At 64.8% G+C, this 12,887-nt stretch carries 8 protein-coding genes; 6 read left to right on the top strand and 2 right to left on the bottom strand.

Going from position 1 to position 12,887, the window contains the following annotated elements:
- Positions 1-96: 96 nt before the first annotated feature.
- Both V3H56_RS25610 and gshB read right to left on the bottom strand, forming a co-directional pair.
- Positions 97-993 carry an energy transducer TonB gene (locus V3H56_RS25610; RefSeq protein ID WP_047739438.1) on the bottom strand — a complete coding sequence of 299 codons (897 nt, stop codon included), beginning with the start codon at positions 991-993 and terminating at the stop codon, positions 97-99.
- Between the two features lie 108 nt (positions 994-1,101).
- Positions 1,102-2,073 (bottom strand): glutathione synthase, encoded by a 972-nt coding sequence (gene gshB / locus V3H56_RS25605; protein WP_042731344.1) that lies wholly within the window; start codon positions 2,071-2,073, stop codon positions 1,102-1,104.
- 224 nt (positions 2,074-2,297) lie between these two features.
- Here gshB and V3H56_RS25600 point away from each other — a divergent pair, with 224 nt between their 5' ends.
- The 6 genes from V3H56_RS25600 (at position 2,298) to V3H56_RS25575 (ending at position 12,522) form a co-directional block, all read left to right on the top strand.
- Positions 2,298-2,726 (top strand): response regulator, encoded by a 429-nt coding sequence (locus tag V3H56_RS25600; protein ID WP_042731343.1) that lies wholly within the window; start codon positions 2,298-2,300, stop codon positions 2,724-2,726.
- A gap of 46 nt (positions 2,727-2,772) precedes the next feature.
- Positions 2,773-3,138 (top strand): twitching motility response regulator PilH, encoded by a 366-nt coding sequence (gene pilH / locus V3H56_RS25595; RefSeq protein ID WP_042731352.1) that lies wholly within the window; start codon positions 2,773-2,775, stop codon positions 3,136-3,138.
- A gap of 10 nt (positions 3,139-3,148) precedes the next feature.
- Entirely contained in the window at positions 3,149-3,688 is a 540-nt protein-coding gene (locus tag V3H56_RS25590) for a chemotaxis protein CheW (RefSeq protein WP_042731342.1), read from the top strand.
- Positions 3,689-3,847: 159 nt separating this feature from the next.
- Positions 3,848-5,902 (top strand): methyl-accepting chemotaxis protein, encoded by a 2,055-nt coding sequence (locus V3H56_RS25585; RefSeq protein WP_047735857.1) that lies wholly within the window; start codon positions 3,848-3,850, stop codon positions 5,900-5,902.
- A gap of 208 nt (positions 5,903-6,110) precedes the next feature.
- Positions 6,111-12,056 (top strand): Hpt domain-containing protein, encoded by a 5,946-nt coding sequence (locus tag V3H56_RS25580; protein WP_338474001.1) that lies wholly within the window; start codon positions 6,111-6,113, stop codon positions 12,054-12,056.
- A complete protein-coding gene (locus V3H56_RS25575; protein WP_042731365.1) occupies positions 12,049-12,522 on the top strand; it encodes a chemotaxis protein CheW in 474 nt (157 codons plus the stop codon). Before V3H56_RS25580 ends, V3H56_RS25575 begins: the two co-directional genes overlap by 8 nt.
- Positions 12,523-12,887 lie beyond the last annotated feature (365 nt).

Here is a 12,887-nt window from a genome sequence, read left to right as displayed (position 1 = left end):
GCTTGCTCGCGAAGACGGTGGTCCTGCCGCAAGAAATCTGTCGGATGTACAGGCCGCTTCGCGAGCAAGCCCGCTCCCACAGGCATCAATGATGTGTCAGTTACTGGACAACCGGTCGCCCCGGGAGAATTTCCAGGTGCGGATGATCTCCAGCCGGTCGATGTCCGACAGATCCCCGGTAAACGGGGCGAACGGCGCGGCCAGGCGCACGATCCGCTGGGCCGCCTGGTCCAGCAGCGGCTGGCCGGAGGATTCCAGGACCAACACTTCATACAGCGAGCCGTCGCGGTTGATCGAGACCATCAGCCGCAGGTTGCCGTAGATCTGCTTGCGCCGCGCTTCGTCGGGGTAGTTCAGGTTGCCGATGCGCTCGACCTTCTTGCGCCATTCGTCCTTGTACCAGGCGCCCTTGTCGCGCATGGTCGAGGCCGCGCTCAGGCGGTGGATGCGTGGGCGCTTGGCATAGAGCTGCTGCTCCTGGGCCAGTTCGGCTTCCAGGCTGGCGATGTCGCTGGACAACTGGGAGCTGTCGAATGTTGGGGCGGGGGCCTTGGGCTTGGGGTCGGGCTTGACCTCTTCCTTGACCGGGGCCTTCTTGGACTTGGGCGCCACGGTGGTCACGGCGGCCTTCGGCGCGGCCTCCTGCACCTCGGGCTTGGTGGCTGGGGGCGGGCTGGTTTTCTGCACCTGATTGTCCTGGAACGGCGCGATCTCGGTGGTCTTGGGAATGGCCTTTTTTTCCAGGGTGCCGCTGCCCTGCTGGTTTTCCTGGGCGAGGAAATCGGCCTTCGCCGGCTTCGTCTCGCTCTTGAAGGTGGCCAGGGTGATTTCCAGGGTCTGGCTGATCTGCTTGGGTTCGACCGTGGCAAACCCGACGCCCAGCAACAGGGCCAGGTGGATCAGCGCCGCCAGGAACAGCGTAAAACCGAGGCGATCGGCCGGGCGCACGCCGCGATGGGCAAGCTCTTGGGGCAGGTCGGACGGGAGGGTCATAGCGGCAAAAACCAACATCGCTTTTTTTCAGGGCCCGGCATGATAGCGCAATGTTGGTTTTTAGCTGCAAGCTTCAAGCAGCGAGCGACAAGCTGCACATCGTCCGCTTCACGCTTGCCGCTTGCCGCGAATGGCTTGCAGCTGCTTCTCTATGGCATCCATCAGCAGGCCACCGATGTCGGTGCCGAAGGCGTTGTCGATCTCGCGGATGCAGGTCGGGCTGGTGACGTTGATTTCCGTCAGGTGCTCACCGATCACGTCCAGGCCCACGAACAGCAGGCCTTTCTCCCGCAGGCTCGGGCCGACCTGGGCGGCGATCCAGCGGTCCTTGTCGGTCAGCGGGCGCGCCTCGCCACGGCCACCGGCGGCCAGGTTGCCGCGGGTTTCGCCAGCCGCTGGAATCCGGGCCAGGCAATAGTCCACCGGTTCGCCGTCGATCATCAGGATGCGCTTGTCGCCGTCGACGATGGCCGGCAGGTAGCCCTGGATCATGATCTGCTGTTTGCCATGCAGGGTCAGGGTTTCCAGGATCACCGACAGGTTCGGGTGGCCGGCGGTGTGGCGGAAGATCGAGGAACCGCCCATGCCGTCCAGGGGTTTGAGGATCACGTCGCCGTGATGCTCGGCAAACTCGCGCAGCACGTCCGGGCGGCGGCTGACGAGGGTCGGCGGCGTGCACTGAGGGAACAGCGTGGCGAACAGCTTTTCGTTGCAGTCGCGCAGGCTCTGGGGTTTGTTGACCACCAGCACGCCAGCGTTCTCGGCCTGCTCCAACAGGTAGGTGGAGTAGACGAACTCCATGTCGAACGGCGGGTCCTTGCGCATCAGGATCACGTCGAGGTCGCTCAGCAGGGCATCGCTTTCGGCGCCCAGCTCGAACCATTTCTCGGGGTTGGCGAAGACTTTCAGCGGTTTCATCCGCGCCCGCGCCTGGCCCTCGGCCTGGTAGAGGTCGCGCTGCTCCATGTAGAACAACTCCCAGCCGCGCTTTTGAGCGGCCAGCAGCATGGCCAGCGAGCTATCCTTCTTATAGGAAATGCTGGCGATAGGGTCCATGACAATGCCGACGCGTACGCTCATGGCTTGGTTCCTCGAAAATATGATGGGCACAAATGGCGTGAAAAAGTGGCGTCAGAGTGGCGCCCCCAAGTTTGGCGGTCAAGGAAAAACCGCCGCGCCGAGCGGCCGATAGATCGGCGATGGAGACTGTGCTAAAAAGGCTGCCATGTGACGCGCGGGCCTTGAACATCAAGGGTTTGCGCCGTCGACCACCCTGGCGCGTTAAAAACCGGTTCGCAGTGGCAATGGCAGAGCAATTTACGCAGCAGCAACCCAGTGCCTTGAAGGTGATGGTCATCGACGACTCGAAGACCATCCGCCGCACCGCCGAAACCTTGCTGCGCAACGTCGGCTGCGAGGTGATCACGGCCATCGACGGCTTCGATGCCCTGGCCAAGATCGCCGATCATCATCCGGGCATCATCTTTGTCGACATCATGATGCCGCGCCTGGACGGCTACCAGACCTGCGCCCTGATCAAGAACAACAGCGCGTTCAAGGCCACGCCGGTGATCATGCTGTCGTCCCGTGACGGCTTGTTCGACAAGGCCAAGGGGCGCATCGTCGGCTCCGATCAGTTTTTGACCAAACCGTTCAGCAAGGAAGAACTGCTGGGTGCGATACAGGCCCATGTCCCGGGCTTTGCCGCTGTCCAGCCGCACCAGGCACATTAATGACACTCGGCCAACGGGCCTGGGGTCGACAAAAATGGGGAACACCATGGCACGTATTCTGATCGTCGATGATTCGCCGACCGAAATGTACAAATTGACCGGCATGCTGGAAAAGCACGGCCACCAGGTCCTGAAGGCCGAAAACGGCGCCGATGGCGTGGCCCTGGCGCGCCAGGAAAAACCCGACGCCGTGCTGATGGACATCGTCATGCCCGGCCTCAACGGTTTCCAGGCCACCCGCCAGTTGACCAAGGATCCTGACACCGGGCACATCCCGGTGATCATCATCACCACCAAGGACCAGGACACCGACAAGGTCTGGGGCACGCGCCAGGGCGCGAAGGACTACCTGACCAAACCGGTGGACGAAGAAACCCTGATCGCGACCCTGAACAAAGTGCTGGCGGATTGACGACGCGGCCATGAGCCAGAACCTGACGGCATTCGAACTGCTGCTGCAGATCGACCGGCGCTGCCGGCTGCTGGGGGCCGACCTGCCTTCCCAGCCGACCCACCGCGACAGTTGGAGCGGCATCGGTTTTCGCCTGGGCGAGCATTGGTACGTGGCCCCCATGGGGGAGGTCAGTGAAGTGCTGCATGAACCGCGCTGCACACAGTTGCCCGGGGTCAAGCCCTGGGTGCGCGGTGTGGCTAACCTGCGCGGGCGGTTGCTGCCATTGATGGACCTGTGCGGGTTCTTCGGCCATGAACTGTCGCCCGTGCGCAAGCAGCGGCGCGTGCTGGTGGTGGATCACGACGAAGTGTTCACCGGCTTGCTGGTGGATGAGGTCCTCGGGTTGCAGCATTTTCCCCAGGGCAGCCTGGAGCCGACGCTGGTGGACGAGCTCGACGGCCCGGAGTCGGTGTTCGTCAAAGGGCAGTTTCCCGGCGAGCCGCCGTGGCAGGTGTTCAGCCCGTTTGCGTTGACGCGCTCGCCAGGGTTCATGGATGTGGCGATTTGACGGGATACAGCGCCGGTCCCTTGTGGGAGCGAGCTTGCTCGCGATTGCGGTGGGTCAGCTAAATCAAGGCTGGCTGATCCAATGCTATCGCGAGCAAGCTCGCTCCCACATGGGGTACCACAGTGAGTGAGTTGGATGATGCAGTACAGGCGAGAACCGATGATCAAAGCAAAAGCAGGCAAGCCACTGGAAGCGTCGCGCAGTCGTTCGCAGATCATCGTGCTGTTCGTCGCGCTGATTGTCTTCATCATGTTGCTGTTCGCCAACTTCGCCTACCTCAACACCCAGTCCACCTACGACAAGCAGTACATCGGTCACGCCGGTGAGTTGCGGGTGCTGTCCCAGCGCATTGCCAAGAACGCCACCGAGGCCGCTGCCGGCAAGCCGGCCGCGTTCAAGTTGCTGAGCGATGCGCGCAATGACTTTGCCCAGCGCTGGGGCTACCTGAAACAGGGGGACCCGGTGACCGGGCTGCCGCCCGCGCCCGCCGCCCTGCGCCCGCAGATGCGCGCCGTGCAGCTGGACTGGGAACGCCTGCTGAAAAACGCCGACGCCATTCTGTCCAGCGAGCAGACGGTCCTGTCGTTGCATCAAGTGGCGGCGACGTTGGCCGAGACCGTGCCGCAACTGCAGGTCGAGTACGAAAAAGTCGTCGAGATCCTGCTGCAACGCGGTGCGCCCGCGGCCCAGGTGGCCATGGCCCAGCGCCAGTCGCTGCTGGCCGAGCGGATTCTCGGCGCGGTCAACACCGTGCTGGCGGGGGATGAAAACGCCAGCCAGGCCGCCGACACCTTCGGCCGCGACGCCGCGCGTTTCGGTCAGGTACTCAACGGCATGTTGCAGGGTGACCCGGCCTTGAAGATTTCCCAGGTCCAGGACCGCGATGCCCGGGCCCGTTTGAGCGAAATCAGCGAACTGTTCGAGTTCGTCTCGGGCTCGGTGGATGAAATCCTCGAAACGTCGCCGGAGCTGTTCAAGGTCCGTGAGTCGGCCGGCAATATCTTCAGCCTGTCGCAAACCCTGCTCGACGAAGCGTCGCACCTGGCCACGGCGTTCGAGAACCTGGCCGGCGGGCGCGCGGCCAACGCCATCGGCGGGTATGTGCTGGGCCTGCTGGCGCTGACGTCGATCATCCTGATCGGCCTGGTAATGGTTCGGGAAACCAACCGCCAATTGCGCGAGACCGCGGAAAAGAACGAGCGCAACCAGAACGCGATCATGCGTCTGCTGGACGAGATCGAAGACCTGGCCGACGGCGACCTGACGGTGACCGCCTCGGTGACCGAGGACTTCACCGGCACCATCGCCGACTCCATCAACTATTCGGTGGATCAACTGCGCGACCTGGTGGCGACCATCAACCTCACCGCCGGCCAGGTTGCCGCCGCCGTGCAGGAAACCCAGGCCACGGCGATGCACCTGGCCCAGGCGTCCGAGCACCAGGCCCAGCAGATCTCCGAGGCGTCGACTTCCATCAATGAGATGGCCCAGTCCATCGACCAGGTTTCGGCCAACGCCGCCGAGTCGTCGGCGGTGGCCGAGCGCTCGGTGGAAATCGCCAACAAGGGCAACGAGGTGGTGCACAACACCATCCACGGCATGGACAACATTCGCGAACAGATTCAGGACACCGCCAAGCGCATCAAGCGCCTGGGCGAATCGTCCCAGGAGATTGGCGACATTGTCAGCCTGATCGACGACATCGCCGACCAGACCAACATCCTGGCCCTCAACGCCGCCATCCAGGCCTCCATGGCCGGCGACGCCGGGCGCGGCTTCGCGGTGGTGGCCGATGAAGTGCAGCGCCTGGCGGAGCGTTCGTCGGCGGCGACCCGGCAGATCGAGACACTGGTGCGAGCGATCCAGGCCGACACCAATGAAGCGGTGATCTCCATGGAGCAGACCACCACCGAAGTGGTGCGCGGGGCCCGGTTGGCCCAGGATGCCGGCGTCGCGCTGGAGGAGATCGAAGGCGTGTCCAAGACCCTGGCGGCGCTGATCCAGAGCATTTCCAACGCGGCGCAGCAACAGACCACGTCGGCGGGGCAGATCTCCCTGACCATGAACGTGATCCAGCAGATCACCACGCAAACCTCGTCGGGCTCCACCGCCACCGCCGAGAGCATCGGCAACCTGGCGAAAATGGCCAGCCAACTGCGGCGGTCGGTGTCCGGGTTCACCTTGCCGGCGGCTGCGGGTGAGGACAAGGGGTGACCAGCGGGATTCGTCTGATGATGAGGCGCTTTTGTGGCGAGGGGATTTATCCCCGCTGGGGCGCGAAGCGGCCCCATTCAAACTGTCTGACGAGCTGACATCTTGCTGCCGGGTTTTTGGGGGCTGCTGCGCAGCCCAGCGGGGATAAATCCCCTCGCCACAGGGTTGATTCGTACCCTTGGCATGTCACTGTTGATTTGGAGTGGTTATGGCTGATCGGCGCGACTATGTGGCCCTGGAGTGGGTCAAGGGCGAGATTGCCGAAACGCTGAAGCAGGCCCACCAGGCCCTCAATCGCCTGGTGGACGACCCGCAGGCGTTGGATGCCCTCGCGCAGTGCCTGGCCGGTATCCATCAGGTGCACGGTGGCTTGCAGATGGTCGAATTCTACGGCGCCGCGCTGCTGGCCGAAGAGATGGAACAGTTGTGCCTGGCCCTGAAGGACAACCGCATCAGCCATCGCGAAGAGGCCATCAGCCTGTTGAGCCAGGCCCTGGGCCAGTTGCCGATCTACCTGGACCGTGTCCAGGGCGCCCGCCGCGATTTACCGCTGGTGGTGCTGCCGTTGATCAACGACTTGCGCAGCGCCCGGGGCGAAAGCCTGTTGTCGGAGACCAGCCTGTTCAGCCCCGAGCTGCCGCAACTGCCGCCGCTGAGCGACGAAGCGTTGCGGCGACTCGAACCGCCGGACCTGCCGAACACCCTGCGCAAGCTGCGCCAGACCCTGCAAATGGCTCTCGTCGGGCTGTTGCGCGAACAAGACGATGCCACCCACCTCGGCTACCTGGCCAAGGTCTTCCATCGCCTGGAAGGGCTGTGCGCCGGGGCGCCGCTCAATGCCTTGTGGCAGGTGGCCTCGGCGCTGGTCGAAGGCATGCGCGAGGGGCGCATCGCCAACAGCCCGGCGTTGCGCAGCCTGTTCAAGGAAGCCGACAAGGAACTCAGGCGCCTGCTCGAACACGGCATGGGTGGCATCAATCAACCGGCACCGGCCCACCTGCTCAAGAGCTTGTTGTTCTATATTGCCAAGGCCGAACACCCCAGCGGGCAGATGCTGATCATGAAAGAACGCTACTCACTGGATGACGCGCTGCCCGACAGCGCCATGGTCGACGAAGAACGCGCGCGCCTCGTCGGGCCCGACCGAGATGCCTTGCGCTCGGTGCTTGCCGCGCTCTGTGAAGAACTGGTGCGGGTCAAGGAGCGCCTCGACCTGTTCGTGCGCAGCGATCGCCAGCACGCCTCGGAACTGGACAGCCTGCTGGCGCCGCTGCGACAGATCGCCGATACCCTGGCGGTGCTGGGCTTCGGCCAGCCGCGCAAGGTCATCATCGATCAACTGGCGGTGGTGCTGAGCCTCGCCCAGGGCCAGCGCGAGCCTGATGACGCGACCCTGATGGACGTCGCCGGTGCCTTGCTCTACGTCGAAGCCACCCTGGCCGGCATGGTCGGCACCGTCGAGCCGCAGAGCCGCGAAGACACGCACCTGCCCACCACCGATTTGACTCAGATCCACCAGATTGTCATCAAGGAGGCGCACACCTGCCTGCAACAGGCCAAGGACATGATCGTCGACTACATCGACGCCGACTGGAACCGCGAGCAGTTGCAGCCCTTGCCGGCCCTGCTGACCCAGGTGCGCGGTGCGCTGGCGATGATCCCCCTGAGCCGCGCGGCCGGCCTGGTGGAGGCGTGCAACGGGTTCATCCGCGAACACCTGTTGTTCGATCAGGCCCAGCCGGGCTGGGAAGCCCTCGACCATCTGGCCGATGTGATCAGCGGCCTCGAATACTACCTGGAGCGCTTGAGCGAAGACCCACAGACCCCTGGCGAGTCTTTGCTCGACGGGGTCGAGCGGAGCCTGGCCGCGCTCGGCTATTTCCCGGACGAAGCGCGGGTGCCGTTGCTGGAGGATGTGCTGGGGCCCAACGAAGCCCAGCTGATGCAGGACTTGCAAGAACTGGACGACCCGCTGACCGTGCAATCGCTGGCGCAAGTGCTGGCCAGCCCGGTCTCGACGGTCAACCCGCCGGCCCGCAGCACACCGGGCAGCCTGCTGCCGCCGCCGCGGGACGAACATCCGGTGGACGATGAATTGCGCGAGGTCTTCCTCGAGGAGACCGATGAGGTGCTGGACGTCCTGCGCGAATACCTGCCGCGTTGGAACGCCCACCCCGATGACCAGGGTGCCCTGAGTGAATTGCGCCGGGCCTTCCACACCCTCAAGGGCAGCGGCCGGATGGTGCGGGCGCTGGTGCTGGGGGAACTGGCCTGGGCGGTGGAAAACCTGCTCAACCGGGTGCTGGAGCGCAGTGTCGAGCCGACGGCTTCGGTGCGCCAACTGATCGAGGACACCGTGCAGTTGCTGCCGGCCCTGGTGACCGAGTTCGCCGCCCACCAGCAACGGCAGCGCGATGACGTCGATCGCCTGGCCGCCCGCGCCCATGCCCTCGCCAAGGGCGATGACGAGGCCGATGAAGATGTGCAGGACGTGGCCGCCCTCGACCCGTTGCTGCTGAAGATCTTCGACAATGAAGCCCAGGGCCACCTCGCCAGCCTCAATCGGTTTCTCGACCAGGCCACCGACCACTTGCCGTTGCAGGCCAGCGATGAACTGCAACGGGCCTTGCACACCCTCAAGGGCAGTGCCTCCATGGCCGGCGTGCTGCCGATTGCCGAGCTGACTGGCGCACTGGATGAACTGGCCCGGGAATACAAGGCCCACCTGATTGCCCTCGACCTGGATGAGGTCGAACTGTTGCTGGAGGCCGAAGGGTTGCTGCGCCGCAGCCTGCGCCAGTTGCACAGCGAGCCGCTGGCACCGATTCCCGGTGCCGAGGACCTGATCCAGCGAGCCCAATCGTTGTTGGCCGAACGCCTGCAAACAGCCCTCGACGCCCCGGACAAGGGACTGCGTGCCAAGCGCGATCCCCAACTGATCAACAACTTCCTCGCCCAGGGCATGGACATCCTGCTCGACGCCGAAAGCCTGCTGCAGCGCTGGCAGCAGCATCCGGGCGAAGGCCAGGAACTGAGTGCGTTGCTGGATGAGCTGACCACCCTCGGCGAAGGCGCACACCTGGCCGACCTGCACCCGGTCGATGAGCTTTGCGAAGCGTTGCTCGACCTCTACGGCGCGGTGGAAGAGAGCAGCCTGGTGGTCAGCGACATGTTTTTCCAGGAAGCCCAGCGCGCCCATGAGGCACTGATCGACATGCTCGATGAACTGGCGGCCGGGCAGTCGGTGCATCCACAACCCGAACGGGTCCAGGCCTTGCGCAGGTTGCTGGAAGACGGCCTCGACCCGGCGGCCACCGGCCTGATCCGCAGCGACGGCAGTCGGACCCTGAGCATCCACGAACTGGGTCAGGCCACCGCCGAGCTGGAACGCGACGCCCCCACCGACGCGGCGGTGGACGACGACATCGCGGCGATCTTCCTCGAGGAAGCCCAGGACATTCTCGAGAGCGCCGCCCAGGCCTTGCAGCGCTGGTTGGCCGACCCGGACAACGGTGCGCCGCTGTCTTCGTTGCAACGGGACCTGCACACGCTCAAGGGCGGGGCACGGATGGCCGATATCCGGCCGGTAAGCGACCTGGCCCAGGAACTGGAAAACCTCTACGAAGGCCTGGTGGACCGTCGCTACAGCCACAGCGAGGCACTGGAGCAACTGCTCGAACGCAGCCACGAACGCCTCGACCTGCTGCTTGGGCAATTGCAACAGGGCCAGCCGCTGGGCGATCCCGTTGCGCTGATCGATGCCATCCGCCGCTTCCGCCAGGACAAGCCGAACGCCATCGACACCGCCGGGGCAGGCCAGGGTGATGCAGCCGGCCAGGACCCTGAGTTGCTGGAGATCTTCCTCGAAGAAGGCTTCGACATTCTCGACAGCTCCGGCGCGGCGTTGCTGCGCTGGCAGGCCGAGCCGTCGAATCGCCAGGCCGTGGAAACCCTGTTGCGGGACCTGCACACCCTCAAGGGCGGCGCGCGGATGGTGGAGATCGTGCCCATCGGCGACCTGGCCCATGAGTTGGAGAACCTTTACGAAGGCTTGTCGGCCGGTCTGCTCCAGCCCAGTCCGAGCCTGTTCACCCTGCTGCAAAGCAGTCACGACCGACTGGCGCAGATGCTCGATGCCGTACGCGCCGGGCACCCGTGCCCGCCGGGCGACCGGCTGATCGCACAGATCCAGGCGGTGAGTCACGCGCAGGACGCTCCGGCAAGTCAGGCGACGCCCGTGGCACAGCCGCTTCCGGCGCCGGTCGCGGCCCCGGTCACTGCCGCCACGCCGGCACCCGCCAGGCCCGAGCCGAGCGCACCCAGCGACGGCGCGGACATGGTCAAGGTCTCCGCCGAACTGCTCGACGACCTGGTCAACCTGGCCGGTGAAGCGTCGATCTTCCGAGGCCGCATCGAACAGCAAGTCAACGACGCCCGGGTGGCGTTGAGCGAAATGGAAACCACCATCGAGCGCATGCGTGATCAGTTGCGCCGGCTGGACACCGAGACCCAGGGGCGGATTCTCAGTCGCCAGCAGGTCGAGGCCGAGCGCCTGGGCTACGAGGAGTTCGACCCCCTGGAAATGGACCGGCATTCCCAGTTGCAGCAACTGTCCCGCGCCTTGTTCGAATCCGCTTCGGATCTGCTCGACCTCAAGGAAACCCTCGACCGCGGCAATCACGACGCCGAAAGCCTGTTGCAACAGCAAGGACGGATCAACACCGAGCTCCAGGAAAGCCTGATGCGCACGCGCATGGTGCCCTTCGAGCGCATGTTGCCGCGCCTCAAGCGCATCGTCCGGCAAGTGGCTCAGGAACTGGGCAAGGAGGTCGAGTTCGTGGTCGACAATGCCGAGGGCGAAATGGACCGCAACGTGCTGGAGCGCATGGCCGCGCCCCTGGAGCACATGCTGCGCAACGCCGTCGACCACGGCCTGGAACCGGCCGACGTGCGCCTCGCCGCCGGCAAGCCGACCCGCGGACGCATCAGTCTCGACTTGTCGCGGGAGGGCGGCGACATCATTTTCGACATCCGCGACGACGGTGCCGGCGTGCCGTTGGAGGCGGTGCGGCGCAAGGCGATCAAGCGCGGCCTGCTGGCTCCCGACAGCGACATCAGTGACCGCGACGTGTTGCAGTTCATCCTGCAGCCGGGGTTTTCCACCGCCGAGAAGATCACCCAGATCTCCGGGCGCGGCGTCGGCATGGACGTGGTCCACGAAGAGGTGCGGCAACTGGGCGGTAGCATGATCATCGACTCGACGCCGGGGCAGGGGGTGCATTTCCGCATCCGCCTGCCGTTCACCCTGGCGATCAACCGGGCGTTGATGGTGCAGTGTCACGAAGACCAATACGCGATCCCGCTCAATACCATCGAAAGCATCGTGCGGGTCTTGCCTGCCGAGCTGGATGGCTATTACCAGCTCGATCCGCCGACCTATACCTACGCCGGGCAGCGCTACGAACTGTGCTACCTGGGCGAGCTGCTCAAGACCACGGCGCGACCGAAACTGCTGGGCCAGAGCCAACCGTTGCCGCTGCTGCTGATGCAGTGCAACGAGCGCCATATCGCGGTGCAGGTGGACACCACCGCCGGCACCCGCGAGATCGTGGTCAAGAGCCTTGGCGCGCAGTTTGCGGCGGTGCAGGGTGTGTCCGGGGCGACGATCCTGGGGGATGGCCGGGTGGTGTTGATCCTCGACCTGCTGGCGCCGATCCGCGCCTTGCCTCACCAGGTGCCACGCCGACCGCTGCCGACCGAAAGCGAGGGCGAGCCGCAACGGCCGCTGCTGGTGCTGGTGGTGGACGACTCGGTGACGGTGCGTAAGGTCACCAGCCGCCTGCTGGAGCGCCATGGCATGCATGTCCTGACCGCCAAGGATGGGGTGGACGCGATGGCGCTGCTGGCCGAGCATTCGCCGGACCTGATGCTGCTGGACATCGAGATGCCGCGCATGGATGGCTTCGAAGTGGCCACCCTGGTGCGCAACGACCCGCGCCTGGCACATTTGCCGATCATCATGATCACCTCGCGCACCGGCCAGAAACACCGCGACCGCGCCATGGCGATCGGCGTCAACGACTACCTGGGCAAGCCGTACCAGGAATCGGTGCTGCTCGACAGCATCGCGCACTGGAGCAAGCCCCATGCATGACCTGCACCCCCACCAGCGCACCAGCCACCTCACCGGGTTGCTGTTGCCCCTGGCGGACCGCCACCTGATCCTGCCCAACGTCGCGGTGGCCGAGTTGATCGACTACCAGGGCAGCACGTTCGATCTGGACACGCCGCCGTGGTTCCTGGGCTGGGCCAGCTGGCGCGAACGGCAGATCCCGCTGCTGAGCTTCGAATCGGCGTGCGGCCAGAAAACCGTGATCGGCGAGCGAGTGCGCATCGTCGTGCTCAACGCCCTGGGCGGCCGCCCGGAGCTGCGCTTCATGGCACTGTTGGTGCAAGGCATCCCCCGTTCCTGCAAGCTCGACGCTCAACTGAGCTACGTCGATGTACCGCTGTGCGGGCTGGAACAGGCGGCGGTGCAAGTGGGCGAGCACGTGGCAAAAGTACCGGACCTGCTGGCATTGGAAGAACTGGTCATCGCCGCCGGCCTGGTCAAAGCCTGAGCCAGTCCCTCATCCTGTGGGAGCGAGCTTGCTCGCGAAAGCGGCGTGTCGGTCACCGATGATGCTGACCGTGCCGCCGCCTTCGCGGGCAAGCCCGCTCCCACAAAGTCCGGCGCTGAGTCTCAATTTCAAGCAGCCCGCCATCCCTCGCTGTGGGAGCGAGCTTGCTCGCGAAAGCGATATGTCAGTCACCGATAATGTTGACCGTGCCGCCGTCTTCGCGAGCAAGCTCGCTCCCACGAGGGCTGGCGCCGTGTCTCAAACCGCCTTTCACAAGGGTTGTGCTCGATCATTACGCCAAGCGTAACGATCCTCCATCGAGCTTGATTGATGCCGTCACACCATCGCTCCTAAGGTAAGCCCCA

This window comes from Pseudomonas sp. MS646, from assembly GCF_036693845.1.
GTDB lineage: Bacteria > Pseudomonadota > Gammaproteobacteria > Pseudomonadales > Pseudomonadaceae > Aquipseudomonas > Aquipseudomonas chlororaphis_E.
This window is presented reverse-complemented; position numbering and strand designations above follow the sequence as displayed.

Coding starts and splice junctions, on each gene's coding strand:
- pilH (WP_042731352.1), top strand. CDS start 2,773: ATGGCACGTATTCTGATCGTCGATGATTCGCCGACCGAAATGTACAAA.
- V3H56_RS25585 (WP_047735857.1), top strand. CDS start 3,848: ATGATCAAAGCAAAAGCAGGCAAGCCACTGGAAGCGTCGCGCAGTCGT.
- V3H56_RS25575 (WP_042731365.1), top strand. CDS start 12,049: ATGCATGACCTGCACCCCCACCAGCGCACCAGCCACCTCACCGGGTTG.
- V3H56_RS25580 (WP_338474001.1), top strand. CDS start 6,111: ATGGCTGATCGGCGCGACTATGTGGCCCTGGAGTGGGTCAAGGGCGAG.
- V3H56_RS25610 (WP_047739438.1), bottom strand. CDS start 993: ATGACCCTCCCGTCCGACCTGCCCCAAGAGCTTGCCCATCGCGGCGTG.
- V3H56_RS25590 (WP_042731342.1), top strand. CDS start 3,149: ATGAGCCAGAACCTGACGGCATTCGAACTGCTGCTGCAGATCGACCGG.
- V3H56_RS25600 (WP_042731343.1), top strand. CDS start 2,298: ATGGCAGAGCAATTTACGCAGCAGCAACCCAGTGCCTTGAAGGTGATG.
- gshB (WP_042731344.1), bottom strand. CDS start 2,073: ATGAGCGTACGCGTCGGCATTGTCATGGACCCTATCGCCAGCATTTCC.